Annotated in this window: 33 protein-coding genes and 1 pseudogene; 22 read left to right on the top strand and 12 right to left on the bottom strand. The window is 43.2% G+C overall.

Going from position 1 to position 24,626, the window contains the following annotated elements; genetic code table 11:
- Positions 1 to 61: 61 nt before the first annotated feature.
- A complete protein-coding gene (locus G7092_RS06565) occupies positions 62 to 649 on the bottom strand; it encodes a TetR/AcrR family transcriptional regulator (protein WP_166087404.1) in 588 nt (195 codons plus the stop codon).
- 278 nt (positions 650 to 927) lie between these two features.
- Here G7092_RS06565 and G7092_RS06560 point away from each other — a divergent pair, with 278 nt between their 5' ends.
- The 17 genes from G7092_RS06560 (at position 928) to G7092_RS06480 (ending at position 11,654) form a co-directional block, all read left to right on the top strand.
- On the top strand, positions 928 to 2,001 hold the full coding sequence (locus G7092_RS06560; protein ID WP_202985228.1) for a GlxA family transcriptional regulator: 1,074 nt from the start codon (positions 928 to 930) through the stop codon (positions 1,999 to 2,001).
- Between the two features lie 24 nt (positions 2,002 to 2,025).
- Entirely contained in the window at positions 2,026 to 2,382 is a 357-nt protein-coding gene (locus G7092_RS30960; RefSeq protein WP_166087400.1) for a DUF3817 domain-containing protein, read from the top strand.
- 23 nt (positions 2,383 to 2,405) lie between these two features.
- Entirely contained in the window at positions 2,406 to 2,870 is a 465-nt protein-coding gene (locus tag G7092_RS06550) for a hypothetical protein (protein WP_166087398.1), read from the top strand.
- A 17-nt stretch (positions 2,871 to 2,887) separates the two neighbouring features.
- Positions 2,888 to 3,526, top strand: a complete 639-nt coding sequence (locus G7092_RS06545) for an SCO family protein (protein WP_166090921.1) — start codon at positions 2,888 to 2,890, stop codon at positions 3,524 to 3,526.
- 72 nt (positions 3,527 to 3,598) lie between these two features.
- A complete protein-coding gene (locus G7092_RS06540) occupies positions 3,599 to 4,654 on the top strand; it encodes a cytochrome-c peroxidase (RefSeq protein WP_166087396.1) in 1,056 nt (351 codons plus the stop codon).
- Positions 4,655 to 4,702: 48 nt separating this feature from the next.
- The gene (locus tag G7092_RS06535; RefSeq protein ID WP_166087394.1) at positions 4,703 to 5,251 is read left to right on the top strand and encodes a biliverdin-producing heme oxygenase; all 549 of its coding nucleotides are present in this window, start codon (positions 4,703 to 4,705) and stop codon (positions 5,249 to 5,251) included.
- A gap of 78 nt (positions 5,252 to 5,329) precedes the next feature.
- Positions 5,330 to 5,809 carry a hypothetical protein gene (locus G7092_RS06530; RefSeq protein WP_235953791.1) on the top strand — a complete coding sequence of 160 codons (480 nt, stop codon included), beginning with the start codon at positions 5,330 to 5,332 and terminating at the stop codon, positions 5,807 to 5,809.
- 60 nt (positions 5,810 to 5,869) lie between these two features.
- Positions 5,870 to 6,193 carry a DUF3817 domain-containing protein gene (locus G7092_RS06525; protein WP_166087392.1) on the top strand — a complete coding sequence of 108 codons (324 nt, stop codon included), beginning with the start codon at positions 5,870 to 5,872 and terminating at the stop codon, positions 6,191 to 6,193.
- A 73-nt stretch (positions 6,194 to 6,266) separates the two neighbouring features.
- The gene (locus tag G7092_RS06520; protein ID WP_202985227.1) at positions 6,267 to 6,557 is read left to right on the top strand and encodes a hypothetical protein; all 291 of its coding nucleotides are present in this window, start codon (positions 6,267 to 6,269) and stop codon (positions 6,555 to 6,557) included.
- 28 nt (positions 6,558 to 6,585) lie between these two features.
- The gene (locus G7092_RS06515) at positions 6,586 to 7,185 is read left to right on the top strand and encodes a DUF4202 domain-containing protein (protein WP_166087390.1); all 600 of its coding nucleotides are present in this window, start codon (positions 6,586 to 6,588) and stop codon (positions 7,183 to 7,185) included.
- An 80-nt stretch (positions 7,186 to 7,265) separates the two neighbouring features.
- Positions 7,266 to 7,655 carry a rhodanese-like domain-containing protein gene (locus tag G7092_RS06510; RefSeq protein ID WP_166087388.1) on the top strand — a complete coding sequence of 130 codons (390 nt, stop codon included), beginning with the start codon at positions 7,266 to 7,268 and terminating at the stop codon, positions 7,653 to 7,655.
- Between the two features lie 53 nt (positions 7,656 to 7,708).
- Positions 7,709 to 8,584 carry an AraC family transcriptional regulator gene (locus G7092_RS06505; protein ID WP_166087386.1) on the top strand — a complete coding sequence of 292 codons (876 nt, stop codon included), beginning with the start codon at positions 7,709 to 7,711 and terminating at the stop codon, positions 8,582 to 8,584.
- A 119-nt stretch (positions 8,585 to 8,703) separates the two neighbouring features.
- On the top strand, positions 8,704 to 9,198 hold the full coding sequence (locus G7092_RS06500; RefSeq protein ID WP_166087384.1) for a nuclear transport factor 2 family protein: 495 nt from the start codon (positions 8,704 to 8,706) through the stop codon (positions 9,196 to 9,198).
- Positions 9,199 to 9,264: 66 nt separating this feature from the next.
- Complete coding sequence (locus tag G7092_RS06495) at positions 9,265 to 9,654, top strand: nuclear transport factor 2 family protein (protein ID WP_166087382.1); 390 nt, start codon at positions 9,265 to 9,267, stop codon at positions 9,652 to 9,654.
- Positions 9,655 to 9,827: 173 nt separating this feature from the next.
- Positions 9,828 to 10,433 carry a DJ-1/PfpI family protein gene (locus tag G7092_RS06490; RefSeq protein ID WP_166087380.1) on the top strand — a complete coding sequence of 202 codons (606 nt, stop codon included), beginning with the start codon at positions 9,828 to 9,830 and terminating at the stop codon, positions 10,431 to 10,433.
- 40 nt (positions 10,434 to 10,473) lie between these two features.
- The gene (locus G7092_RS06485) at positions 10,474 to 10,932 is read left to right on the top strand and encodes a hypothetical protein (protein ID WP_166087378.1); all 459 of its coding nucleotides are present in this window, start codon (positions 10,474 to 10,476) and stop codon (positions 10,930 to 10,932) included.
- A gap of 89 nt (positions 10,933 to 11,021) precedes the next feature.
- Positions 11,022 to 11,654, top strand: coding sequence for a TetR/AcrR family transcriptional regulator (locus tag G7092_RS06480; protein ID WP_166087376.1), 633 nt, complete (start codon positions 11,022 to 11,024; stop codon positions 11,652 to 11,654).
- A gap of 91 nt (positions 11,655 to 11,745) precedes the next feature.
- Here the strand turns inward: G7092_RS06480 and G7092_RS06475 are convergent, their stop codons facing one another.
- The gene (locus tag G7092_RS06475) at positions 11,746 to 12,381 is read right to left on the bottom strand and encodes a hypothetical protein (protein WP_166087373.1); all 636 of its coding nucleotides are present in this window, start codon (positions 12,379 to 12,381) and stop codon (positions 11,746 to 11,748) included.
- A 206-nt stretch (positions 12,382 to 12,587) separates the two neighbouring features.
- On the opposite strand from G7092_RS06475, the pseudogene G7092_RS30955 reads away from it, so the two are divergent.
- Positions 12,588 to 12,848, top strand: a pseudogene (locus G7092_RS30955) (heavy metal translocating P-type ATPase); the annotation flags it as partial.
- Positions 12,849 to 12,962: 114 nt separating this feature from the next.
- On the opposite strand, the gene G7092_RS06465 reads toward G7092_RS30955, so the two are convergent.
- A complete protein-coding gene (locus G7092_RS06465; RefSeq protein WP_166087371.1) occupies positions 12,963 to 13,670 on the bottom strand; it encodes a Crp/Fnr family transcriptional regulator in 708 nt (235 codons plus the stop codon).
- Positions 13,671 to 13,798: 128 nt separating this feature from the next.
- Here G7092_RS06465 and G7092_RS06460 point away from each other — a divergent pair, with 128 nt between their 5' ends.
- The 4 genes from G7092_RS06460 to G7092_RS06445 all read left to right on the top strand — a co-directional run bounded on the left by G7092_RS06460 (position 13,799) and on the right by G7092_RS06445 (position 17,331).
- The gene (locus tag G7092_RS06460) at positions 13,799 to 14,512 is read left to right on the top strand and encodes a methyltransferase domain-containing protein (protein WP_166087369.1); all 714 of its coding nucleotides are present in this window, start codon (positions 13,799 to 13,801) and stop codon (positions 14,510 to 14,512) included.
- Between the two features lie 5 nt (positions 14,513 to 14,517).
- The gene (locus G7092_RS06455) at positions 14,518 to 15,177 is read left to right on the top strand and encodes a class I SAM-dependent methyltransferase (protein WP_166087367.1); all 660 of its coding nucleotides are present in this window, start codon (positions 14,518 to 14,520) and stop codon (positions 15,175 to 15,177) included.
- Positions 15,178 to 15,241: 64 nt separating this feature from the next.
- Positions 15,242 to 15,667 carry a DUF983 domain-containing protein gene (locus G7092_RS06450; RefSeq protein WP_166087365.1) on the top strand — a complete coding sequence of 142 codons (426 nt, stop codon included), beginning with the start codon at positions 15,242 to 15,244 and terminating at the stop codon, positions 15,665 to 15,667.
- Positions 15,668 to 15,675: 8 nt separating this feature from the next.
- The gene (locus tag G7092_RS06445) at positions 15,676 to 17,331 is read left to right on the top strand and encodes a SulP family inorganic anion transporter (RefSeq protein ID WP_166087363.1); all 1,656 of its coding nucleotides are present in this window, start codon (positions 15,676 to 15,678) and stop codon (positions 17,329 to 17,331) included.
- 47 nt (positions 17,332 to 17,378) lie between these two features.
- Here the strand turns inward: G7092_RS06445 and G7092_RS06440 are convergent, their stop codons facing one another.
- The 9 genes from G7092_RS06440 to G7092_RS06400 all read right to left on the bottom strand — a co-directional run bounded on the left by G7092_RS06440 (position 17,379) and on the right by G7092_RS06400 (position 24,430).
- The gene (locus tag G7092_RS06440) at positions 17,379 to 17,615 is read right to left on the bottom strand and encodes a hypothetical protein (protein ID WP_166087361.1); all 237 of its coding nucleotides are present in this window, start codon (positions 17,613 to 17,615) and stop codon (positions 17,379 to 17,381) included.
- Between the two features lie 125 nt (positions 17,616 to 17,740).
- Positions 17,741 to 18,082: a hypothetical protein gene (locus tag G7092_RS06435; protein WP_166087359.1), complete on the bottom strand. Its 342-nt coding sequence runs from the start codon at positions 18,080 to 18,082 to the stop codon at positions 17,741 to 17,743.
- A gap of 218 nt (positions 18,083 to 18,300) precedes the next feature.
- Positions 18,301 to 18,477 (bottom strand): BF3379 family histone-like protein, encoded by a 177-nt coding sequence (locus G7092_RS06430; RefSeq protein ID WP_166087356.1) that lies wholly within the window; start codon positions 18,475 to 18,477, stop codon positions 18,301 to 18,303.
- 169 nt (positions 18,478 to 18,646) lie between these two features.
- On the bottom strand, positions 18,647 to 19,738 hold the full coding sequence (gcvT, locus tag G7092_RS06425) for a glycine cleavage system aminomethyltransferase GcvT (protein WP_166090917.1): 1,092 nt from the start codon (positions 19,736 to 19,738) through the stop codon (positions 18,647 to 18,649).
- A gap of 7 nt (positions 19,739 to 19,745) precedes the next feature.
- Complete coding sequence (gene gcvH, locus G7092_RS06420) at positions 19,746 to 20,141, bottom strand: glycine cleavage system protein GcvH (protein WP_166087354.1); 396 nt, start codon at positions 20,139 to 20,141, stop codon at positions 19,746 to 19,748.
- 27 nt (positions 20,142 to 20,168) lie between these two features.
- The gene (gene pckA / locus G7092_RS06415; RefSeq protein ID WP_166087352.1) at positions 20,169 to 21,758 is read right to left on the bottom strand and encodes a phosphoenolpyruvate carboxykinase (ATP); all 1,590 of its coding nucleotides are present in this window, start codon (positions 21,756 to 21,758) and stop codon (positions 20,169 to 20,171) included.
- 5 nt (positions 21,759 to 21,763) lie between these two features.
- Complete coding sequence (locus G7092_RS06410) at positions 21,764 to 23,026, bottom strand: aminotransferase class I/II-fold pyridoxal phosphate-dependent enzyme (protein ID WP_166087350.1); 1,263 nt, start codon at positions 23,024 to 23,026, stop codon at positions 21,764 to 21,766.
- A gap of 70 nt (positions 23,027 to 23,096) precedes the next feature.
- Complete coding sequence (locus G7092_RS06405; RefSeq protein WP_166087348.1) at positions 23,097 to 23,690, bottom strand: class I SAM-dependent methyltransferase; 594 nt, start codon at positions 23,688 to 23,690, stop codon at positions 23,097 to 23,099.
- A gap of 50 nt (positions 23,691 to 23,740) precedes the next feature.
- Positions 23,741 to 24,430, bottom strand: a complete 690-nt coding sequence (locus G7092_RS06400) for a class I SAM-dependent methyltransferase (RefSeq protein WP_166087345.1) — start codon at positions 24,428 to 24,430, stop codon at positions 23,741 to 23,743.
- Between the last annotated feature and the right edge of the window lie 196 nt (positions 24,431 to 24,626).

The raw sequence follows: 24,626 nt of genomic DNA, 5'->3' as shown, positions 1-24,626 counted from the left end.
ATTTGAATGGTCATAGATCTTAACTAAGCATACCACACAGTATGTTTTATAAAAAAAAATTTTATTTAAGTGATTCCAGATACTTTTGATATTCCTTCAAAAAGGTGTTGTAATAACTCTTTCCAAGTACTTTTCCCATCGCACGTACTCCATGGTAAAGCGTGATAATGTACAACGCAGTAGTTTCGGAGTTATGTTCGGCACTTAGCTGTCCTGCAGCCTTGGCTTTTGCGATCTCATCTTCGATGAGTTTGCGCCATTCAGTTTGGTTTTTTTTCAGCGCTTTTCTGAAGTTTTCATTTATCGGTGCCATTTCCTGCACCAGGTTAACGGCGGGGCAACCATAGTCGGCGTTCAATAGTGGATGGGCGATCAGCAGATCTTTCAGCATTTGATATAAGTTTTTTCTGAAGTCCTTCGAGACTCTGAGCGACTTCAGGATCGTCGGCCAGATCTCCCTGTGTATGACATCGTCGATCAAAGCTATCCCCATTTCTTCTTTGCTTTTGAAATGATGATAGAATGCACCCTTAGTTACAGAGGTGGTTTCCAGGATTTGATCAATACTTGTTGCCTGGTAACCATTTTTGTAAATCAGGTCAAATGCCTTCTTTAATATATCCATTCTTGTTGCGTCCGCTTTTGACATTATCAAACCGATTAGTACGGTGCAAAGTTATCTATGTTTTGGTGTTTTTTATCATTGAATGCGTTGCCTGTTGTAAAGCTGCCATTGCTGAAGCTAGTTAAAAATGTCAAGTTTGGTCGTCTGTTAATAGACGAAACCGCTAATTAAACTATTGATTATAAGTAAATTCCAAGGATTTATTTTTCTAAGTACCATTTTAGTTCGTTATTTTAAAAATGGCCTAAAATGCGCTATTTATGTCCTTTGAGACAAGTCCCACAACGTGTATTTTTGTAAGTATGAAAAGTGAGATCATGGATAATGCTCAGGCGGATCAGAAAAAAAAAGTCGTTATCGTAGCCATGTCCGGTCGTATGATGATGGACTTTGTGGGGCCTGCTGATGTATTTACAACAACAAATATTTACCTGGGACGCAGGGGTTTACCGGTAGGCTATCAAGTGCAAATAGCTGCACCTACAGCTGATAAATGTATAGCCACCAATGCAGGGGCTGACATTTTATGCCATATTCGCGCTATTGATATCAGATCACGGATAGATACTTTAATTATTTCTAACTATGAATCGGAAGATTCAGAAACTATTCAGTTCAAGCCTTTTTACCAATGGCTTTCAAAACGTACTGATAAAAATACGAGGAGAATCGCCTCTGTCTGCGCAGGCACTTTTGCGCTGGCAAAAGCGGGATTGATCAATAACCGTAAAGTGACCACACACTGGACATTGAACGAAATACTTCAGCAAAGCTATCCGCAGCTGACCGTAGACACGAATCCTCTATACATCAAAGACGGCCATATATATACGTCAGGCGGTGTATCCTCAGGTATAGATCTCGCCCTGGCTATGGTAGAGGAAGACTTTGGAAAAGATGTGGCGATCCAGGTAGCACGTGAACTCGTCGTACATTTATACAGGCCGGGTTACCAAAGCCAGTTCGGTAGCTTACTTCCTTCAGTTGAAAGACCGGGCCTCAGTCAAAAACTTCGGAAATGGGTACTCGATAATTTAACCGAAGCACTCGATGTCAAAAGCATAGCTGATCATTTGAATATGAGTCCACGAAATTTTACAAGGGTTTTCCAAAAACAAACAGGTACGCCTCCGGCTAAGTTCGTCGAAAAAGTAAGGATTGAACAGGCCAGGAAGCTATTAGAAGATACAGACAACACCCTTGAAAATATTGCGGAATCCTGTGGTTTTGGAGCATTGAGTTCTATGCGTCGTACATTTCTGAGGTTATTGAATACAACGCCTTCTGATTATCGCCGGGCATTCCGCACAACTTTGAAGGATTTGGGGCTTGGGGAGCACTACCCGATCAATATGAATCATAGCGAAGTGGATTGACGATCATTATAGCCTGGTAAATTGATGGATGAGATTTTTGGATCACCCCTAAAACGATTGAAAATAAGCGCTTATTGCGTAGGCGTGTCGTTTTTACTCTTGGTTGGCGTCGCCATTCCGCTTAAATTATTACTGCAACAACCCAGTATGTTATGGTTTATTTCGCCGTTCCATCTCTCGCTGACCTGTTGGTTTATGGTCAATACCGTTCAGGTCGCTGAAGAATTCAAATGGCGTTTTAGCGAGACCACCTTTAAGATATTGGTCAGTTGTTTTATTCCCTTCGGGACCTTTTTCGTTGCCAAGCTAATGCTCAATAAAAGCAAACTTAGATGCAACGATAGTGGACCGATAGCAAAGGTCCACTCCAATAATAGTTAAATGAAAAATTATATAAATATCTAATGAACAGACTAAAAACATACTACTTGGTATCCATGGTGTTGCTTGGCCTGGCATTTTCTTGCAGCGGACCAAAGAGTGAGCCTGATCCGAAGCAATACGTTCTTTCTAAACATGATGAGTTAATGCAGAAGGGAGAGGTAGCCATGTCGATCAAAATGCAATTGGACACTTTACAATTAATCCACTCTACTGCTATTAATCCCGAAATAGACAGTCTTAAATCTGTTCAACAGATAAAAGCGATCAAAGCATTATTAATCAAAGCTGACGAGACCATGGAAGATTGGATGCATCAATACAAGGCGGATTATATAGGAAACTCTCCGGAAGCGACCAATGCTTATTATCAAGCAGAGGCTGATAAATTGAATAAGCTTGACGGCTTATATAACAATGCTATTTCTGAAGCTAAAGGCTTATTTCAAAAGCTCCATATTCCTCCTATAAACACAATTGATAATTAAGAAACAGTTGATCGATGATGAATAAAATATGGTTTTGCGTCGCCATGACGATCGCCCTTTCCGCATGTAAAGGAAAGCCTAAAACGCTTCCAATTTATGGTCCACACGAACCGGTCGAACGTATAGTCGACGGTAATAAAATTATCGATACCGTATACCAGACCATTCCCGCGTTCAGGTTTATCAACCAGGACAGCACTTTTATTTCCAACCATAATTTCGATGGTAAGATCTATGTAGCTGATTTCTTTTTTACTTCTTGTCCTTCCATTTGCCCCGTAATGCACCGCAACCTGATGAAAGTATATGAAAAATATAAAGGAAACGACCAGGTCATGCTGCTTTCTCATACCATAGATTACAAATATGATGTTCCTCATGTCTTGAAAAAATATGCACAGAAATTAGGTGTTGATGGATCGCAATGGCAATTCGTGCGTGGTACCAAAGACAGCGTTTATACGCTTGCTAAGCAAAATTACCTTGTTTCTGTTGGCGAGGACGGCAAAGCACCCGGTGGTTATGTACACCAGGGTTATCTCGTGCTCGTAGACAAAGAAAAACGAGTAAGAGGTGCCTACGACGGAACTGATTCGAAACAGGTTGATCAACTATTGAACGATATGGACATTTTAATTGCAGAAGAAAAAAAGTAAATGATCAGCGTCCTGCAGCCTGCCGACAAGATTAGCACCTGCCCGTGATTGTGTACTCTGCACAGGAACTTAATGAAGAAAAAATTAATCATCATCATCGTATTGATCAATGTGATCATCGGCTACTTTGCGTATAATCTCAAGCCGGCCCAAGTTAATTTTGATGCTAAAGAGGAAAATATTGAACTTAAAGTGCCTTCCAATTTTCCTAACCCGGTCTATGATCTTAAAGGCAATAAGCTGACACCAGCCGGCTTTAAGCTCGGGCGAATCTTGTTTTACGACCGTCAGCTATCGCTTGATCAATCGATCTCCTGCGGGTCGTGCCATCAGGCAAATGCAGCATTTGCAAATTTTGAGCGGCCGCTCAGTCGGGGCATAAAAGGGTGTACAGGCACCCGGAATGCCCCTGTTTTATTCAACCTGGCCTGGCAACAGGAGTTTATGTGGGACGGACGCCTGGACCAATTGGACCTGACCTCGCATAATGCGGTAACCAATCCCTGTGAAATGGCCAACGAAATGAACCAGATGAGTGCGAGGCTTCAGGAACTACCCATGTATCCGCCGCTCTTTAAAAAAGCCTTTGGCGATTCGATTATTACGGAAAAAAAAATGATGAAAGCCTTAGCTCAATTTATGGCTGCGATGGTCTCCGCAAATTCGAAATATGACAAACATGTTCGGAATGAACAAGGAGGCAATTTTTCGGAAGAAGAGCGATCAGGATATACGCTTTTTAAAGAGAAATGCAGTTCATGTCACCAGGAGCCGCTATTCACTGATCGCAGTTTTCGCAACAATGGATTGGAAATGCGTTCTGCGGATAAAGGCAGGGACAGCCTGACCCACCGGAGAGTCGACATAGGGAAATTCAAAGTGCCTTCTTTGAGGAATGTTGAGGTCAGCGGGCCTTATATGCATGACGGAAGCCTGGCGAGCCTTAATGATGTGCTGGCACATTATCACCATGGCGTAAAAGCAAATCCTAATCTTGATCCCGAACTGAAAAAGGACGGTAGGTTAGGTATTTCCCTCAATGACCGGGAACAGAAGCAGATATTGGCCTTTTTAAAGACACTCACGGATAAAGAATTTATAAATGATAAACGATTTCAAAACCTATGATCAACAGGCTGGTCAAACCAGTTACGATCTTAATTAATTTTTATACTTATGATACAAGACGTTTTAAGAAATGGGTCTGCTGCGGCCCATCAGCAATTAGAAAAAATAGTTGTTACCCGATTAAAGGCCATCAAAAGCAAGGAAGATTATGCAGCCTTATTAAAATATTTCTATGCCTTTTTCTCCCGGTTGGAGGAGGTGATCGCGCCGTACATGAACGAAGATATTCTGCCTGACAAGGCACAGCGTCGAAATTCTGGCTTTCTGGCCAACGATATGGTTAGTCTCGGCCAGACCGTAACAGAGATTTCTGTACCGGATGTGCCGGAGATCACTAATGTGTACCAGGCACTGGGCGCTTTCTATGTGATGGAAGGCTCCATCATGGGAGGTTCCATCATTGTTCAAATGCTGGCAAAGTTAGGCATCACTGACGGGGTCTCCTTCTTTTCCGGGTACGGCCCTGAGACAGGTTCCATCTGGGGGCGTTTTATAGAGGTTTTGAATAAAACCGTTCCGGTGTCAGAACAATACCAGGTCGTTGAAACGGCTACCGATACTTTTCACTGCTTTGCTTTGTCTTTCGATGATAAGTAACTGTCTGTTGAAGGTTGTCTTGGTAGACATGCGGGACACTAGTATCATATTTTTTTGCTTTAAAGCATACTACATGGTATGCAAAATTTCATGATCATGTTTCCAATATTACTTTTTTTGCATTCGTTCTGGCGTTGGCTTGTTTTAAGCAGCCTCGTCTATTCCATATACATCGCTTACCGGGGGAAAACCGGCAAGATAGGTTACACCGCCTCAGTGGACCAGTGGCGGCACTGGACAGCCACCATTGCGCACGTACAACTGCTGCTGGGAATGTCCATTTACTTTCAAAGCCCGGTCGTCTTGTTCCAGATGATGGATGCGCCCGGAAGGCTATTTAATGAGCAGACCTTCTTTCGCTATTTCCATCTGGTTATGATGATGGTAGCTGTAGTGCTGATTACGATCGGATCAGCCAAGGCAAAGCGGCAGAAGACCGATGCTGAAAAATTTGATACGATGCTGACCTGGTTCACGATCGCTTTAGTGGTGATTTTTATCGCTATACCTTGGCCATTCTCACCATTGGCGAGCCGGCCGTTCGTGCGGACGCTATGATCTATCACTTAAAATGTAATTACTTCTGTACCAAATAAGAATCCATTAAAATCTGTTGTCATGACTAAAAACCTTTTAAAAACCCGGGTCGGCAGGCTGAAGCTGTTAGGCTACCTCGAAGGGACCTCACTGTTATTTCTCGTAGGTGTTGCCGTGCCGTTTAAATACATTGCTGGAAATCCTGTATTAGTTAAAGCGATCGGCCCTATTCATGGTCTGCTGTTTCTGGGATTCATATTTAGCACCCTTAGCATTGGTGTAGAGCAGCAATGGAAGTTCCAGCGAACTACCTGGAAGGTACTGCTTGCCTGTATTATACCCTTTGGCACATTTTACATAGATCGGTTGATCACAAAAGAGCGGCTTGCCGAAACCAACCGGTAACGAACACCGGAAGACATTTGACTGAAATGTTCGGTCACTTATATTTTGATAACATAATTAAATCTTATAGTCCATGAAAACTTATATAAAAAAGATCACCAAATTTCTGAGCATTTTTCTTGTGATGTTTATGATGGGAACGGCTAAAGTGGCCCATGCCCAATGTGCTCAATGTGTCGCGACAGTAGAATCAAACAGGCAGTCGGGAAACGAAGGACTTGCGAAAGGTCTTAATAACGGCATCCTTTACTTGCTTTGTATGCCTTATGCCGCAATCGCAATCGTCGGATTTGTGTGGTACAGGAAATTCCGTAAAAAAGGGATTGCCTTAAATGTGCCCAGTGAAAAACTAAATCTTAACTAATCCCTGCAGGGCCCAATTCGGCATTCACATGAACCAGCTACAACACGCTTTTAACCTGTTTGATGGGTATAATCAAAAGGATCCTCGTTGGATCATCTGGAAAAACGAGGTTTATCCCCAGGAATATGCTCATGCATTGATGCTGAATGAATGGGTTTTGTCCCTTCAGCCGGCCTCTGGTCAAGAACTGTTACTGGCATCCCGTTGCCAGCACATCGGCAGATGGGAGATTCCCCGTGACAGTTATCCGGATGGCAGGGAAGCTTATCTCAAATGGAGAAAGGATCTGGCACAGCATCATGCCACGATCGCTGGTGATTTAATGAGAGAAGCTCGTTATGGCGAGAACCAAATCAACCGTGTAACGGAGATCATCTTAAAAAAAAGAATAAAACAGGATTATGAAGTGCAGATCATGGAAAATGCCTTGTGTTTGATCTTTCTTGAGCATCAGTATGAAGAACTGCGCCTTAAATACCTTGATGAGCCCGAGAAAATGGTCAATATTCTTTACCGGTCGCTGTTAAAAATGGATAAGCATGGTCATGCAATCGCAAAGTTGCTGCCTTATACCAACGACGGCTTAAGCCTGGTCATTAAAGCAATCGAACGGGTCGAACATTCTTAAGCTGTTACCAACACTATTACTAATAAGCGGTCATAGTCCTGGGATCAGTGAATTGGCTGCGCAACTTAAATATTATCAATATGAGATACGTTGTATTTTTTGGCATCATTGCCTTATTTGTTTTTTTCATTTACCGCATGTTCGCTACATCTGTAGATGATCACACCATGGAAAACATTCTTGCCAAAGATCCGGTGATCCTGGATGTACGGACACCAGCAGAGTTTTCACGCGGACATCTGGAAGGTGCGGTCAACTTTCCCTTAGATGAGCTGGAGAAAGGCATACCGATTACCCTGGATCATCAACGTCCGATCTTAACCTGTTGTTCCCATGGGGTAAGAAGTGTTCAGGCCGTTGAACTGCTAAAGGCCAGAGGGTATAAAAATGCGGTCAACGGCGGTGCCTGGACAAACCTCCAGATGATCATGGATAAAGAACGCCCTTCCGCTGAAGCAGAACAGAAATGATCTAACCCGGCAATTCCCGATTTGCTGCGGGATATGTCATTATAATAGTAAACATGAATATCCTAGACCCTAGTGCCCTTAATGGTTGCAAGCTGGATTGGGCTGCCAAAACACTGCTACTGGACGGTTATTCTCTGATCGAACAATGCGTTCATAATATCGACACACACGGCTCCATGTACCTGAAAGACCATTTGCTTGTTTTTTTGCTGGAGGGAAACCTTAGGGTTGTGTATGGCAAACAGTCTTTCCTGGTTAACAAGAACGAAATGATACTGCTTAAAAAGGCAACATTGGTCCAATATGAGTGGTCAGGAAGCCATGAAAACAGCAACCTATTCGACTGCCTGATGTTCTCCCTGAAAAGCGAGCTGATCAGATCTTTCCTGACCAGTACTGAGCTCAGGATAAGCCGGCAGAATTCGGTCCACCAAGTGCTTACTTCCGTTCAACCCATGGATGAATGCCTGCTTGCATTTGCCCAGTCCCTAAAGCCGTATTTTAAAAATGTTGCCAAGGTAGTGCCAAGCCAACTTCGCCATAAAATGATGGAATTGTTGTACGATACGGCTGTTTGCAGCCAGGCCATGTTTCAGCAAATACTGCATTTGCAGCAGCAAGTACCGACTGACCTTCGTGAGGTGGTCGAACAACATTATGCTACACAGGTTCGGATCCAGGACCTGGCCTACCTATCCGGCCGGAGCCTATCCAGTTTTAAGCGTGACTTTCAACAGGTCTATAATTTGCCACCTGCCACCTGGATAAGGGAAAAGCGACTGAACAAGGCCAAAGAAATGCTTGAAACCACGGGAATGACTGTTTCTGAAATATGCTATTCCTTAGGTTTTGAGAATGTATCTCACTTTTCAAGAATTTTTAAGCAATACCATGGCAAGATTCCGACTAGTTTAAGACAAGCGGTCTAAAAGACGTCTCAAATGGTCTAATCCAATAATTGAACCAAATAGAACAAAATTATAGACTTTTTAGAAAAGCCGATCGGTAGAAATTAGCCCTCCTTTGTAGTAATAAATATATAGGAATAATGAGAACAGCATTTATAGTTTTATTAAGCCTTTGCTCAACTATGGCAATGGCGAAAGAGGGACCGGGTTCGTCTGCATCAAAAAAAACATATGTATCAACGGGGCACAAAATTCTTACAGCACCTGACGCTGCTGATAAAAAAGCAATTCTGGACGTGATCGATACCTATGTAGAAGGCTTACGCTTGGGCCGGGTTGATCTGTTAAAGAAAAGCTTTTACAAAAACGCGATCATGTACGGTTTCTCGGCAGAGAATGAGATCACTGAAGGCAGTGTTCAACATCTTTATGACCTGATCGAAAAAAATGGCGCGCTATCAAAGGTAACTTCGGTAAACAGCGTTCTTCACCAGACCGCTAATACAGCTTCGGTTCTTGCTGAATTGAAAAATACTTCACCGAATCATAATTCAACTGATTATTTATCGCTGATGAAGATTAATGGTGAATGGAAGATCATATCGAAGGTCTATCACTTGTCACACGCTAAATAATTTCAGTAATCAATTAAAACGGCCGGGCATCCGGCCTATATCCGATCAAAAATTAAGATCTCAAATATGCCAGCTATAAAAAATAATAACTCGATCGCTGATTATGATAATATAATCGCTGTGGCGAAAATCTACGTTGATGGTTTAAAGACCGGTAATGTCGATCAGCTAAAACAAACCTTTCATTCTGAAGGCCTAATGGCCGGGTACATGCCGGACGGGCAATTAACGACCAAGCTGCAATTCCTGTACGACTTCACCCAGGAGAATGGCGCAGCTGCGGATGTAAAGGCTCATATAAGCATTCTGCATAAAACAGAGACGGCAGCTGTCGTGCTGGTGGAATTGGAAGACTTACAAGGCGGCGTGGGTTCTACGGATTATCTTTCCTTGTTGTTGATTGATGGTGAGTGGAAAGTGTTGTCCAAGGTGTTTAACCTTTATTGGGGACAGTAATGATGATGTTGAGTGCCGGAGAGAGCTAAGATCTCCGGTACTGTCCCCAAACGTCGCTTTGATCTAAGAAGGCTGTATGTAGCCTTCTTTCTTCGTTTTTACAAATTTTGTACGGGCAGGAAGTTGCCGCTTTACTTAAGTGGTGTGGTCAGCCCGGCTTACTGGCGCTTATTATGAAAAAAGTATTGCTGCTGCTTGCCGAAGGATTTGAATTCTATGAGGCAAGCGTTTTTGTCGATGTGATCGGATGGAATAGACTGGAAGGTGACCATTCCACACAGCTTTATACTTGTGGTTTCACTAAAGAGGTCGGCAGCACATTCGGCCAAAAGCTCGTTGTCGATCAACTTATCGAAGAACTTGATCCTGATGATTTTGATGCACTGGCCATCCCGGGCGGTTTTCAGGAATTCGGCTATTTCGAAAGCGCTTTGCGCCCTGAGATATCTGGCTTGATTAAACGTTTCCATAACAGCAAAAAAATGATCGCTTCGATCTGCACGGGCGCGATAGCAGTTGCGCAAAGCGGTGTGCTGACGGGCAAAAGAGCGACTACTTACAACCTTAATCCTTTACGTCAGCAAAGCCTTGTTAATCTTGGAGCCATTCTGTGCATGGAGCCTATCGTGATTGATGATAACATCATCACCTCTTGGAGTCCGTCTACGGCATTGGATGTTGCCTTCGCCTTACTGGAGCGCCTGACGAATAAGGAAAATGTCTTAAACGTAAAACGCCTCATGGGTTTTAAGATCTGCCAGCCTAATACTTTAGTGTAAACAATGATGACCATTTTATTAACGATCAATTGCTAATCCCATGCTATTTAAAATAATATTATTATGTCATTCTCTGCTTAGATGGCTGATCCTTGGAGGGCTACTTTATACTTCAGGCAGAGCGCTATATAACCTGATCACAGGTGTTCAGCCAACGGTGTTCCAGATCAAGGTTGCTCGGCTGACACAGCACCTGATCCTCATGGCGACGGTCATTGGCATTCTTGTTTATATGTACAGTCCTTTGGTCCATGATTTTTTGCAACACACTCAGCCGGGCAATAAGGAGGCAAACTTCTTCGATTGGATACATCCCCTTGCAATGCTAATGCTGCCTTTGCTTACTTCCGGCGCGATGTTTATCCTTAGATCAAGTAAAACAAATGATTACACGCAATACGTTTTGATGAGATACTTCGGCGTTGCTTTTATGCTGGCTGTCGTCAGTATACCATGGCCCGTGCTTGACCTGGTGCATCGCCCTTTGATCCGTATATAATTCCGAGCGATCCGTTTTTTTTTCGCATCCATTGCTTAGAGCAGTGATGTTGATCGTGCGGTGATGTGAAACAAACTTAATACCTTATCATGAAAGACAAAGAACAAACCAAGCGTAAATTGATAGATGCGGTTGGCTTTATCATTAAATCCAAAGGGTTCGGTGCCGTACGAATCAGTAAAGTAGCCCGGCATGCAGGTGTTGACAGAAAGCTAATCTATCGCTATTTCGGTAATCTGAATAACCTTACTGAGGCATATATTGTTGAAAATGACTACTGGATGCTTTTCGCAGAGCACTTGAAAAAGATGGCAAAAGAACTGGATGAGCGCAATGCCCAGCAGTTTATTACAGAGATATTGCAGCAGCTCTTTAAGCATTTTAGTAAAGAACCGAAGATGCAAAGCCTGATACTGATGGAACTTAATGGGTCCAGTCATATCATGAGAAGCATACATAATGTCCGTGAATCTATTGGACAGGATATCTTAGAAAAGACCGACGGGCACTTTGAAAATTCTGATATCAATTTCAGGGCCGTTGCAGCATTACTGATCGGTGGTATTTACTATACCGTGCTGCACACCTTAGCGAACGGCTATGATTTTGCAGATTTGGACATGGGTGCAGAAGATGGCGTCAAAGCAATCTCAGATGCGCTTGGCAATGTGGTTAATTGGGCCTTTGAAGCAGCGCAGAAAAATAAATCTTTAGATATTTAAGTATTATGGATCAACTTCATGGCACTCCCTTCGGTCGGGCTTTCCACTTTATCTTCTGGCGAAGGATGCCGTTTTCAATCCCTAATGCGAATTATAGATGCAAGCCCAAATATTTCGCAAAGTAGTATTTTAAACGTTCTTTTATGTCCCGCCTCTGCGGTGCGAGTATTGCATATGCCACTGCTTTATAACTTGATACGCTTATCGTTTTTATTATAGGTGGTTCTGGTGTGTTCCAGTGGCTAAAGCCGCCAAAAGTTGAATGCCCATCCTTGTAAAATATGGCACTGACGTTGATGATCTTATCCTTGTGTTTGCCGGTGTCGATAAGCAGGTCATTTGTCAGATCAAGATCTTGTAAATTAAACTTATGAAAATGTCTGAGGCCATTATACGTAAACCGATATGCTAACGATCCAAAGGTATGGCCAACTTCCTGATCTGTCCATGCCTTTAGATTAAAATCTATGAAAGTGTTGTCTTGATTATTTTCATCACGGGGAAGCTTTTCAAGGCAACGAATACTGAAATCAGAATAAGGTGAAGACCAGATCACGATAGCATCCGCATATATTTTTCTGTCAATATAAAGACGGTTATGCTGGTCGAAATACTTAAATGAAGAATGGAAGTCGCCGTTTTTGAAGTAAATCTCGTGGCGATGAAAATTTGTCCCGCTTGGATAGAATTGTTGATAATAAGATTCAAGCAAGGTGTGCGAGACCATTACAAATTTATTCGTCAGTTTTAGCCATAATACCTGGACGTTCCGTAGGCCTTGACCAAGCGATTCCGTGGCATTTAGAGCAGCGCCTTGTGTTTATCACATTAAAAAATGGTAACTATTAATCAGTGATTTGATATGGTCAAAGTGTTGCAGAACTATTGGTCCGCGATTTCGGAATGTTATGATCCCCGGCTCCGGAATATCCAGCAGAAACCGCCGGGATTGTTTTAGTGAACAGTAATCCAAAGGATATTGTCAGCCTCATCTTATTCGGTAAAGCGACTTACCGGAAAATGGTTTAAAACCTGGCCTGGGCAACGGGTTATAATGTAATCGCGTTGCCATTGGCTGCCGGTGTGCTGTTTAACCAGGGCATTGTGTTAAGCCCGGCTGCGGGTGCGGTCTTAATGACGGTCAGCACGGTTGTCGTGGCTATAAATGCCGGTACGCTAAAAGTAAAAGGTTAATTTCAAATCTATGATTAAGAGTCTAAACCGGCCTGTTTGTTGATCATATTATTACCCCCTGGTTGACGCCATTTCTTAGCAATTATCGCTTTCATGAAATTGTAAAATCAGCCTTTACGCATAGTTTGATTTTTTAACCAGTCGCTTAATATCTTTGATCCATATTTTCCGGCCATCCGTTTCCAAAATACCTTCCTCTTTAAATTCCTTTAACAGGCGGATCACATTTTCCTGGGCGATACCGGCCAGGCTGGCCAGATCCATCCTGGATATATTTAAAATGATCTCTTGTTCCCTGGATCCTTCATCTTTAAACTTTTCCCTTAACACGATCAGCGCGATGGCAAGCCGTTCCGTCGCGGTTCTTTGCGAAATCACGGAAATACCATTGGCCAGCACACTAAACTCATGGCTCAATGTTTTCAATAAGCGCCGGGCAAAAAGCGGCGATTTATCCAGAATAGTTAAAAAATCTTCTTTAGGAATAAAACTAACCAGGCTATCTTCTAAAGTGGCGGCAGAATCAGGACTGCGTTCTTCTGCCAAGACCGCATGGTACCCAATTAGTTCGCCTTTATTGGCTACATATATGATCTGCTCCCTGCCGCTCCTGTCAACTTTATACTTTTTTATTTTCCCCTGGTGGATAAAATAAATACCGGAAGGCACGACACCTTCCTTGAAAATAATTTCCCCTTTTTGATATTTCTGCGCTCCCTGCCGGGAGATCAAAAAATGGTAATCTTCTTCTGAGAGGGTATTTAAAACAGACTGTGTTGTGAATTCCCATTTGTCAATCGGAAAAATTCCAGATAGGCTCATATTACAAAGATACGAATTTATTAAAGCCTATTTGATAAGCCGCCGCACGCGCTAAATGCCTAACTCGCCGGGAAGATATAAAGCAGCTATTTATCTGCAAAAACTGATAAATATCAGCCCATACGCTGATGTCTTACCATGCCATTGCTGCTGCTATAACGCTAAATTTGTATACGATGAAAGATGATCCGTTTTCGCTTTTGCCACTCGGTCCCCAGGATCAGATCAAGCCAGAAATAATACGATCGCCGGGAAATACACTGATCAATGATCTCTTATTCAGTGATGATACAGAATTTGATTGGATTTACCCCGAACATTTTCAATTGCTATCAGTCAAACATTTCACGCCATTGTCTATTGCCCAAAAAGCCGCCGAATTCCTGTCTTTACCAAACACCAGGGTGCTTGATATTGGTAGTGGTGCCGGTAAATTCTGCCTGACCGCGGGTTATCATTTCCGGGAAACTTTTTTTTATGGAGTGGAGCAAAGACATGAATTGCATCATTTGGCAGAGAACATTAAAAGATATACGGATCTGCCCAATGTGAATTTCATTTACGGGAATGTCACTCAGATTAATTTCAAAGAGTTTGATCACTTTTATTTTTATAATTCATTCTATGAGAATATTGATCAAATGAATAAAATCGATAATACGATCGAATTATCAGAGGGCCTATACAACTACTATACCCAATATCTTTATATGGTGCTGAGCGCAAAGCCTCCAGGTACGCGCCTGGTTACCTTTCACAGTTTAGAACAGGAGATCCCGCCTGACTATAGGCTGGCAAATGTTTCCTATGATACTTTGCTAAAAATGTGGATCAAAGAATAGTCCAAATGAATGTATTCAGATTTTTAAACGCTCCCTTCCGGGGTTTTGAAACCGATAAAAAAGACAGCAGTATGCTCCATCATAGGCTAAGTCCGTCCATTTTTCGTAAAGACCATGTTTTTGATGATCTCTACCCGGAACATATCCAGGCATTATCAGCCATGCACTGGACCTCCGTTGACATCGCTAAAAAGGCGGGAGAGTTTCTGGCCATTCCAAACGCCAAAGTATTGGACATCGGGAGCGGTGTCGGAAAGTTTTGCCTGGTAGCTGGTTTTTTTCATCCGGAAACAACATTTTACGGTATTGAACAGCGGAGCGAACTATTCACTTTCGCAGAAATAGCCAGGGAGGAAATTGATTTACCCAATGTAAATTTCATTCACGGTAACCTGACCGAACTGGACTTTGATAATTACGATCACTTTTATTTTTATAACCCTTTTTATGAAAATATCGAACCGGATAGCCGGATCGATTACGCGGTAAAAACTTCGTTTGAACTTTATGACCGCTATAGCCGGTTTGTTTACGAAATGCTGGACAAAAAGCCCGCGGAAACGAGGCTGGTAACATTCCATGGGGCCGATAGCCAGGTTCCGCCAAGTTACCAGTTGGTTAGTAACGCCTATAGCAGGTTCCTGAAAATGTGGATCAAAGAGTGAGTTCCCGGACCGGCATAGTAATTCAAGGAACTGTAAAAGAAGTACCGCATTGATAAAATAAATCATGGGAAGAACATCAAAATCATGGGCCATGCTGCACGCCAAATGCCCGCGCTGTCGTCGGGGAAATATGTTTGAGGGGGCAACATACAGCCTGGGCTTCAACAGGATCAACCTGAATTGCCCGCATTGTCAGATGGTTTTTGAAATTGAGCCGGGCTATTTTTATGCGGCGATGTATGTGAGCTACGCTATGAATGTAGCAGAAGGCGGATTTTTATGGGTAGCCACCTTTCTGATCACCGGAAATAACGATTCACCCTGGTTATATCTTGCAACGATCCTCGGCGGCTTATTCGTCCTGTCACCGCTGAATTTCCGGTACTCCCGTGTGGGATTACTGTACTGGTTGTCGCCCAAGGTGCATTATCATCCTGAGCTGGATACGGACACGCCAGTTGACGGGAATAAATATAAATGGTTTCAATAATGAACAGCATGATAAATTTGTTCAGACCAAAGCTGATCGATACCCTTAAAAATTACACCCTGGCGCAATTTTATAAAGATATAGTGGCCGGTGTCATTGTAGGTATCGTGGCCTTACCCTTAGCCATTGCATTTGCCATAGCCTCTGGCGTATCCCCGGAAAAAGGAATTTTTACTGCTATTATTGCAGGGCTCGTCATATCCGCTTTGGGAGGCAGCCGGGTACAGATCGGCGGCCCTACGGGTGCCTTTATCGTCATCGTCTATGGAATCGTCCAGCAGTTCGGTGTCAGCGGTTTAGTTATCGCCACTTTTATTGCTGGGATACTCCTGATCATCATGGGCCTGGCCAAATTGGGCAATACCATCAAATATATTCCCTATCCGCTGATCATTGGTTTTACCACAGGGATCGCTGTCATCATTTTTTCCTCCGAGGTCAAAGACTTTTTAGGTTTGAAAATGGGAAGCATTCCTACAGATTTTATCAGCAAATGGCTGGATTATGGCCTGCACCTGTCTTCTGTAAATCTATATGCCCTGTTCATCGGGATTTTTACCTTACTGGTTCTTTTGCTGTGGCCCAAAATAACCCATAAGATTCCGGGCTCACTGATCGCTATTGTTATAAGTACATGGGTTGTTTGGTTCTTTCATCTCCCGGTTGAAACCATTGGCAGTCGTTTCGGGGCTATTCCTTCTTCTTTACCACACCCGGTAATTCCGGGCGTCAGCGTGGCGACCATCCAGCAATTGATCCGGCCTGCTTTTACCATCGCATTGCTGGGCAGTATTGAGTCTTTATTATCAGCGGTTGTCGCGGATGGCATGACCGGCGGGAACCACAGGTCTAATACAGAACTGATCGCTCAGGGACTGGCGAATATCTGTTCTTCTATTTTTGGAGGCATCCCTGCAACCGGTGCGATTGCCAGAACAGCCACCAATGTTAAAAACGGGGGGCGGACACCCATTGCCGGGATCATCCACGCCATCACCCTGCTCCTGATTATGCTTTTTGTAGGCAAATGGGCGGCGCTGATACCGATGGCAACACTCGCCGGGATATTGATCGTGGTCGCCTGGAATATGAGCGAGCTGGAAAATTTTATAGCTGTATTTAAAGGTTCTAAAAGTGATGCCGCCGTTTTACTGACCACCTTCGGGCTAACTGTACTGGTGGACCTGACCGTAGCTATTGAAATCGGAATGATCCTGGCTGCCTTCCTGTTTATGCGCAAAATGATGCAAACAAGTTCTGTACAGCAAGCCGTCTTCTCATCAAAACAATTACCTGATCAGGACCTTAATCCGGAAGGCATTCCAGCGGGGGGTGATGTATTTGAGATCAACGGTCCTCTGTTTTTTGGCGCGGCCTATAAATTTAAAGACGCGATGAAGGTATTGGAGAAGCCAGCCAGGGTACTGATCATCCGGATGCGGAACGTACCTGTTATTGATGCAACCGGTATCAGGGTATTGAGAGATGTTCATCAGGAAATAAAAAAGAAGGGAACAAAACTCATCCTTTCCGAGGTGAATAGTGAACAGGTAATGGCTGAATTAAAAAAAGCACGTTTGTTGTTTCAAATAGGGAAAGGTAATATCAAGGACAGTTTTGAAAAAGCTTTAAAACGGGCGAATGATGTCTTATCCAATGTCTAAAAAAAACAATTCCTGAATCGCAAACTAAGGCATCATTGTTTTCTGGATTAAATAGGATAGCGCAGCGTTACAGCCCTGCTAATGGCCAGGATCAATCCCGGTTCAAGAACGGTATTCTCTTCGGGCGCTTCTTCCATCCATAATTTATTTTCACCCAGGATGAGCGTATGATTTTTGCCTTCTAAAAGAATTTCAATACAAAGTTTTTTTTTACTCGGAGCGGAGATAATATAATAGATATAGTCTTGTTGATTATAATTTACACGTAAAGGAAATCCGATCATAGGTAAATAGAAATTAGGTTAAATCGCTGTGTATATAAAAGAGGAACGGACAGAAGATCCTCAACGCAGATATTTATGGTGAATGCCTGTTGGCGATATGGCTTAGCGATTGACACAAATGCTTGTTAAATGGACTCGTCAAATAATTCATTAAACAGATGACTTTTTCTATGGGTTACTTTCCCTGATATAGCCCCTTTTTTATTGAGTGACAAGACTACAATACAATCATCTTTACTGACCGAAAGTAAAAGCTTAAGTAATTCAGCTATGATTCCATCTTTAGCTACGCTTATCCCGGCCCTGGAAGCAGATACTTTTACAAAGTCGGCAGCGAAGCCGCATAACAGATCCAAATTAAAATTACAGGCGATATGGGGAGGATCAAAAATAAAACCGGCTTTATGCAGATCATAACCTATAAAAAAATGCTCCTTGATGTTACTGCCTTTTTTTAATAAACTCATCAGGTGTTTTGATATCCGGTTTTCCTTTTTTCCTCCATGGTTTCAGTTCCCCGATAGTCAAAAGTACTTCAAACTTTAGCCGCTATATAAATAAAATATCAGTCCCAATACTGATATTTATCAGGTTGCGCTACTTGTTAAATAGTCGAATCTCCACCATAAAAATAAGCCCGGTCAAAACTGACCGGGCTTATTTTCCCAAAACAATTTTTAAACTATTATTGATTGTTTTTCTTTTCTGTTACTTCTTTACGAATATCCGTTGCAATAACTTTTAATTGCTGCATGGCATTTCTAAGCCTGGTTCCCGCCGCTTTGTTGCCTTTTTCGTAAAAGCTGACCACGTCGCTTTCTACAGAAGCCACCAGGTCTTTTACCGATTTGAATTTTTCCATATGTTTTTATTAAGTAAATAAATGAGGGTTGTTTTTCGTTCCTTTTTTGAAAACAAACACGTAAAACTAAAAAATTTCAGTATAAATAGCCTTTCCGATGATCATTGACATCCTTTTTGATCATTTAGGCAGATATTCCCATTAGCGAATTACAGGGTTGCATAGATGACTATTTTATTTGACTTTGTACAAAGGGCATCTTACTGACACAGGCACCCATCAACAGGCCCCGGATATCTACCAGCACATTTGTTCCGGGTGCTGCAGCGTCAATAGCGACATAGCCTAAGGCAATTCCTGTTTTTAAAGTAGGGGACTGTGTGCCGGAAGTAATCGCCCCGATTGGTTCACCATCCGTATTCAAAATACGGTATCCATGACGAGGGATGCCTCTTTCTTTCATCCGGATCCCGACTAATTTCAGTTTCGCGCCGGCCATTTTTTGTTCCTGCAAAACCTCCTTCCCATTGAATACTTTATTGAATTTGGTAATCCAACCCAAACCAGCTTCCAGGGGTGTAGCATGATCGTCAATGTCGTTGCCATACAAGCAATATCCCATCTCCAGTCGAAGGGTATCTCTGGCTCCAAGGCCTACAGGTCGGATATGGTAGGAGGAACCTGCGGTCATGATCGCCTCCCATAGGGCAACTGCCGAATGATTGGGTACATATAGTTCAAATCCTCCGGCTCCGGTATACCCCGTATTGGACACGATCATACCGGGAATGCCATTTAACATCAGCTCTCTGAAATGGTAATAAGGGATCAGGTTCAGTTGATAGGAGGTTAAGCGCTGAAGCGTATCAACGGCATATGGGCCCTGAACAGAGATCAGCGAAAGCTCATCTGATCGATCTACCAATTCTGCGTTCTTATAATTGTTATCCACCAGCCAGTTCCAGTCCTTTTCTATATTGGATGCGTTCACCACCAGCATATAGACCTCCAGGTCCAGCCGATATACCAGCAGATCGTCAATGATCCCGCCCTGCTCGTTGGTCATGCAGGAATACTGCACCTGCCCGATATATAAGGTTGAAGCATCGTTAGTAGTTACCCGCTGTATCAGGTCAAGGGCATCCGGACCTTTTACAAAAAACTCACCCATATGGGAAACATCAAAGATTCCTACCTGGTTCCTGACATTTTCATGTTCCTCATTGATCCCCGAATATTGGATAGGCATATGATAGCCTGCGAAGGGAGCCATTTTGGCGTTTAATGATTGATGGATTGCTGCCAATGCCGTATTCTTCATCATAAGCTTATTCATGCGATGAAGGATTACTTACGATCAGCGCCTGGTATTGTTCTGCATTCAACAGGGATTCCCGGTCGCTTGCTGAGGTCACCAAGACCTTGATCATCCAGCTGCCATAAGGATCCTGGTTCACCAGTTCCGGGTTTGTTTCCAATAAGGGATTGATCGCTATAACTTTGCCATTTACCGGCATAAACAGGTCAGAAACCGTTTTTACTGCTTCCACCGTGCCAAATATGGCTTCTTTAACAATAATCTTGTCCAGGGATGGGATATCTACATAAACAATATCTCCTAATTCCTTTTGCGCAAAATCGGTGATACCTATCAGCGCATGCTCATTTTCAAAGCTGATCCATTCATGGTCCCTTGTATAAAATAGATGTTCCGGGTATTTCATATCTTTGTTTTTTATGGTTCAATGGTATCAAATAGACTCTTCAACGATGGGGCCGCCTTTAATTATCTCCGGCGCAATGTATTGTGAAAAATTCTGAATAAACTGTTGTACTAATTTTGCTGCTGCTATACGATACTGGAAAGGATCTTTCCACGTATTTTGGGGATTTAGGATAGCCGATGGTACACCACGACAGAAGTCAGGCATCTGCAACCCAAAAAAAGCGTCACTGGTAAAGGACACGCTTTGCAGGTTTCCGTTCAAGGCGGCTGTGATCATCGCCCGGGTATATTCGAGCGGTATCCTTGTCCCTGTCCCATAGCTTCCTCCAGTCCAGCCTGTATTGATCAGCCATACCTGAATGGGATTGTTCCTGAGTTTTTCTCCCAATAACAGGGCATAGTGCATCGGGTGTAAGGGTAAAAAAGGTTTTCCGAAACAGGCTGAAAATGTAGTCCTGGGTTCCGTAACTCCCATTTCAGTTCCGGCAACTTTGGCGGTATAGCCGGAAAGAAAATGATACATGGCCTGCTCTTGGGTTAACTTAGCTATGGGCGGTAAAACCCCAAAGGCATCTGCCGACAAAAAGAAAATATTCCGGGGTATCTTCGCGACAGCAGGGGCCTGGATATTATCCATAAAATCCAGCGGATAGGCTGCGCGGGTATTTTCAGTTTCGGAGATATCTTCATAATTTACCCGCCTTGTACCGGGATGAAAGCAGGTGTTTTCCAATAAGGCGCCATATTGAATGGCATTAAATATCTGCGGTTCCTTTTCTTGGGATAAATTCGCGCATTTGGCATAACAACCACCCTCCATGTTAAAGATCTGGGTATCATCCCAGCCATGTTCATCATCTCCAACCAGCTTCCTTGCCGGATCAGCGGACAGCGTAGTCTTACCGGTTCCAGATAGGCCAAAGAAAAGTGCCGTGTCTCCCTGAACAGAAGTATTGGCGCTGCAATGCATCGGGAATACCTGCCGCCGGGGCAACAAAAAATTCAATACCGTGAAAACACTTTTCTTTATTTCTCCTGTGTAGGCAGTTCCGCCGATCAGGATGATCTTCCTGGAAAAATTGATTACCGTGAAGTTAGCTGATCTTGTTTCATCGGCAGCAGGGTCGGAAAAAAAGCCCGGGGCAGATAAGATCAGCCAGTCTTCCTTAAATTCCGCTAGTTCTTTGGGTTCAGGCCTTATAAATAAATTATGTACGAATAAGGCTTGCCAGGCATATTCTGTAACTGCCCTGACCTTTAAACGGTAAGCGATAGCCGCACAGGCATACACATCCTGTATATAAACTTCTTTTAAAGACAGGTATGCTATCATTTTTTGGTATAGCTCCTCAAAGCCCGAGGCTTTGAAAGGCTGGTTGACATCACCCCACCAAACGCTGTCTTCGGTGAGGTCGTCCATAACGATGAACTTATCTTTCGGCGATCTGCCAGTAAACCTTCCTGTATCGCAGGCAAGTGCGCCGGTATCTGTCAGAAACCCCTGTTTGGCCTCCGTTGTCCGTCGGATCAGTTCCGGAGCAGGGGTATTCCAGTTTAGCTGACTGTTGGTTTGTAAACCGATATAATCCAGGGAATTCCCGACTGATTTTTTCATGTTATTCAGCTTAAAATTTGTTCCTCAGCTGTTGCAGGTATAGCGTTTCCGGCGTACTTGCCCTCAACCAGGTTTTGCCTGACCTGCTTGAATACGGCGACAGTTTTATAAACATCTGCAAAAGTGTGTACGGCAGTTGGGATGAGCCGGAGCATGATCGTGCCATGGGGCACTACGGGATAAACTACCATGGAACAAAAAATATGATGATTTTCACGAAGATCTTCCACCAATGCAGTGGCCTGACTAACCGACCCGTTTAAATAGACAGGGGTAACCGGGGATTCGGTATCACCCACATCCAGACCTGCTTCTTTCAGCCCATCCTGCAGGGCATGGGTGATCTGCCATAGCTTGATGCGGAGTTCTGGTCGTGTCCGGATCAATTCCAACCTTTGCAGTAAACCAAATACCAATGGCATGGGTAATGCCTTGGCAAAAATCTGCGACCGCATTTTATAACGGAGATACTGGATAATGTCCCGGTTCGCGGATACAAATGCGCCGATGGCCGCAAACGCTTTAGCGAATGTGCCAAAATAAAGATCAATTTCATCCTGTACGCCCAGGGCTTCGCCGGTTCCCGCACCATGATTACCCATGACTCCGATCCCGTGAGCATCGTCCACCAGCAATGTAAAATCTATATATTTTTTGAAAGCAGCTATTTCTTTCAGTTTACCCAGATCTCCCCGCATCCCGAAAACGCCTTCGGTAATGACCAGGATACCCCCTTTGCTATCATCCGTCAGTTTTTTGGCACGGAATAATTGTTTCTTAAAGTCATCCATGTCATTGTGCCGGTAAACAAAACGTTTCCCGGGGTGTAAGCGGAGCCCGTCAATGATACAGGCGTGAGCTTCCGAATCATACACCACCACATCATGCCGGTCAACCATACTGTCAATAATAGATACCATGCCCTGATAGCCATAGTTCAATAAAAAAGTATCCTGTTTGGACACAAAAGCAGCAAGTTTCTCTTCCAGTAGCTCATGCAGCGCTGAGTTTCCGGTCATCATACGGGCTCCCATAGGATAGGCCAGGCCATATTGCCTGGCACCTTCAGTATCTGCCTGCCTGACTAAAGGATCATTGGCCAGTCCCAGGTAATTATTCAGGCTCCAGACCAGCTTTTCTTTTCCCTTAAAATTCATTTTGGGCCCCAGTTCTCCTTCGAGCCGGGGATAAGTGAAATAACCGTGGGCATAATGAGCATGATCGCCTAAAGGACCTAATTTGGATAGTGCTTTTTGTATTAAATTCATCAATAAATATTAATTATGATCGTTCATCAGTAAATCGTATAATCCTATAGCAGGGTTTGAACCACATCGCTTACTGCTTGACCCACATTTTCAAGACCCGGCTATAGGAATTGTCCATTAATTGATAACTGGCCGGAATTTGTTTGTCCGGCGCATGAAAGGTTACCAGTTTAGTACCGGCCGGTTTCTTGTTCAGCATCTCGTAAATGAATAGGGTATATTGATGATATAATTCAAACGAGGTCCTGACGGTAAAATCGATCCGGCTTTTGGGTTCTATATTTTCATAAAAAGGATTGTAAAAATAAAAGTGATCATACTGGTCATAATCCAGGTCCATTAGGTTACCATAGATAAACTGGACATTGGACACCCCGACCTGCTCTTTAGCTGTTTGAGCATGGTGGAACAGTTCTTCCCGTTGTTCAACACCGTAAAAAGTAGCTTCCGGGTGATAGACACCAGCGGCAATACAGAATTTACCGACGCCGCTCCCGATATCCAGGACCCGGGCCCCCGGGGCCGCCAGAAAATTGCTGGCTTCCAGGGAAACATCCAAAGCGGTCCAGTGCATTTCTGATAATTCACGTATATGCCGGGGATATAAAGTATCAAAGGCCGCGTCTTTGCGGAAATAGGAAATATTTAAGGTATCGCTATACATTTAAAAAAGGCGTGTGAGGTTTTATTTAAGTTTTAAGTTTAAATGGATAATTATTCTTTGATCCAAAATTGCAGCATGGAATCATAAGACTGGCCTGTCATCCTGTAACCGGATGGAATAACCTCGCCGAGGCTTTGGTAGGTTACCACCCGGGTTCCTTCCGGTTTCTCGCTTAACACGCCCTTTAGATACATCGAATAATACGTGTAGAGGCTATAGGAGGTCTCTATGCTATCGTCAATCGCGTTCACCTGGTCTATATTCTCAAAAAAAGAATTATAGAAATAGAAATGATCAAACTCTTTAAAATTAATCTGGGTAATATTGGCATGCAGGAAATCGACATTATCCATCCCCAGGTATCTTTTGGCGGTTTTGGCGTAATGGACCAGTTCATGTCGCTGCTCTACTCCGAAGTAAAAAGAATCAGGATAAAAATGTGCCGCAGTCAAACAGAATTTTCCGATACCACTGCCCACATCCAGAATTTTTGCACCTTTTACAGCTAAATATTCGGCAGCTTTTCTGGCAATGGCGATAGGTGTCCACTGCTTTAGGGATATCAATTGCAAATGTTCAGGATAAAGCCAATCAAATTCCGCTTCATTGCGGAAGAAACAATCATTGGGATGTTTCTTTCTGAAAGGTACAATAGTGCCCTGCTGTTGCTCTTCGGGCTCGGGCGGAAATGACGAAATTGGGTATGGAGTAAGCACCTGCAAATATATCCACCCATCCAAGGGCTTTTACCTGCAAGAAATCAATGAGGAAGGTGATATTTATCAGTTTTTACCTGGTTATAATCGCATGCTGTACTTGATTTAACAGGATTTCTGAGTAAACTGATGATAATGCGAAGTCGTCACATCCCAGTATAGGGTTGAACAAAGGGGCGATTTCATATAACCATCATTTCGCCCCTTTTGATATTGTAAG

Origin of the sequence: Mucilaginibacter inviolabilis (assembly GCF_011089895.1) — a bacterium.
In the GTDB taxonomy this organism is placed as follows: Bacteria; Bacteroidota; Bacteroidia; order Sphingobacteriales; family Sphingobacteriaceae; genus Mucilaginibacter; species Mucilaginibacter inviolabilis.
The sequence above is the reverse complement of the archived record's forward strand: the minus strand, read 5'-3'. Positions and strand labels throughout refer to the sequence as shown.

Coding starts and splice junctions, on each gene's coding strand:
- G7092_RS06535 (WP_166087394.1), top strand. CDS start 4,703: ATGATACAAGACGTTTTAAGAAATGGGTCTGCTGCGGCCCATCAGCAA.
- gcvH (WP_166087354.1), bottom strand. CDS start 20,141: ATGAAATACCCGGAACATCTATTTTATACAAGGGACCATGAATGGATC.
- G7092_RS06505 (WP_166087386.1), top strand. CDS start 7,709: ATGAATATCCTAGACCCTAGTGCCCTTAATGGTTGCAAGCTGGATTGG.
- G7092_RS06550 (WP_166087398.1), top strand. CDS start 2,406: ATGAACAGACTAAAAACATACTACTTGGTATCCATGGTGTTGCTTGGC.
- G7092_RS30960 (WP_166087400.1), top strand. CDS start 2,026: ATGGATGAGATTTTTGGATCACCCCTAAAACGATTGAAAATAAGCGCT.
- G7092_RS06540 (WP_166087396.1), top strand. CDS start 3,599: ATGAAGAAAAAATTAATCATCATCATCGTATTGATCAATGTGATCATC.
- G7092_RS06460 (WP_166087369.1), top strand. CDS start 13,799: ATGTCTTACCATGCCATTGCTGCTGCTATAACGCTAAATTTGTATACG.
- G7092_RS06435 (WP_166087359.1), bottom strand. CDS start 18,082: ATGAGTTTATTAAAAAAAGGCAGTAACATCAAGGAGCATTTTTTTATA.
- G7092_RS06450 (WP_166087365.1), top strand. CDS start 15,242: ATGGGAAGAACATCAAAATCATGGGCCATGCTGCACGCCAAATGCCCG.
- G7092_RS06560 (WP_202985228.1), top strand. CDS start 928: ATGAAAAGTGAGATCATGGATAATGCTCAGGCGGATCAGAAAAAAAAA.
- G7092_RS06440 (WP_166087361.1), bottom strand. CDS start 17,615: ATGATCGGATTTCCTTTACGTGTAAATTATAATCAACAAGACTATATC.
- G7092_RS06465 (WP_166087371.1), bottom strand. CDS start 13,670: ATGAGCCTATCTGGAATTTTTCCGATTGACAAATGGGAATTCACAACA.
- G7092_RS06495 (WP_166087382.1), top strand. CDS start 9,265: ATGCCAGCTATAAAAAATAATAACTCGATCGCTGATTATGATAATATA.
- G7092_RS06405 (WP_166087348.1), bottom strand. CDS start 23,690: ATGTATAGCGATACCTTAAATATTTCCTATTTCCGCAAAGACGCGGCC.
- G7092_RS06490 (WP_166087380.1), top strand. CDS start 9,828: ATGAAAAAAGTATTGCTGCTGCTTGCCGAAGGATTTGAATTCTATGAG.
- G7092_RS06500 (WP_166087384.1), top strand. CDS start 8,704: ATGAGAACAGCATTTATAGTTTTATTAAGCCTTTGCTCAACTATGGCA.
- G7092_RS06455 (WP_166087367.1), top strand. CDS start 14,518: ATGAATGTATTCAGATTTTTAAACGCTCCCTTCCGGGGTTTTGAAACC.
- G7092_RS06545 (WP_166090921.1), top strand. CDS start 2,888: ATGAATAAAATATGGTTTTGCGTCGCCATGACGATCGCCCTTTCCGCA.
- G7092_RS06565 (WP_166087404.1), bottom strand. CDS start 649: ATGTCAAAAGCGGACGCAACAAGAATGGATATATTAAAGAAGGCATTT.
- gcvT (WP_166090917.1), bottom strand. CDS start 19,738: ATGAAGAATACGGCATTGGCAGCAATCCATCAATCATTAAACGCCAAA.
- G7092_RS06485 (WP_166087378.1), top strand. CDS start 10,474: ATGCTATTTAAAATAATATTATTATGTCATTCTCTGCTTAGATGGCTG.
- G7092_RS06480 (WP_166087376.1), top strand. CDS start 11,022: ATGAAAGACAAAGAACAAACCAAGCGTAAATTGATAGATGCGGTTGGC.
- G7092_RS06530 (WP_235953791.1), top strand. CDS start 5,330: ATGCAAAATTTCATGATCATGTTTCCAATATTACTTTTTTTGCATTCG.
- G7092_RS06515 (WP_166087390.1), top strand. CDS start 6,586: ATGAACCAGCTACAACACGCTTTTAACCTGTTTGATGGGTATAATCAA.
- G7092_RS06430 (WP_166087356.1), bottom strand. CDS start 18,477: ATGGAAAAATTCAAATCGGTAAAAGACCTGGTGGCTTCTGTAGAAAGC.
- G7092_RS06520 (WP_202985227.1), top strand. CDS start 6,267: ATGAAAACTTATATAAAAAAGATCACCAAATTTCTGAGCATTTTTCTT.
- G7092_RS06510 (WP_166087388.1), top strand. CDS start 7,266: ATGAGATACGTTGTATTTTTTGGCATCATTGCCTTATTTGTTTTTTTC.
- G7092_RS06445 (WP_166087363.1), top strand. CDS start 15,676: ATGATAAATTTGTTCAGACCAAAGCTGATCGATACCCTTAAAAATTAC.
- G7092_RS06475 (WP_166087373.1), bottom strand. CDS start 12,381: ATGGTCTCGCACACCTTGCTTGAATCTTATTATCAACAATTCTATCCA.
- G7092_RS06410 (WP_166087350.1), bottom strand. CDS start 23,026: ATGAATTTAATACAAAAAGCACTATCCAAATTAGGTCCTTTAGGCGAT.
- pckA (WP_166087352.1), bottom strand. CDS start 21,758: ATGAAAAAATCAGTCGGGAATTCCCTGGATTATATCGGTTTACAAACC.
- G7092_RS06525 (WP_166087392.1), top strand. CDS start 5,870: ATGACTAAAAACCTTTTAAAAACCCGGGTCGGCAGGCTGAAGCTGTTA.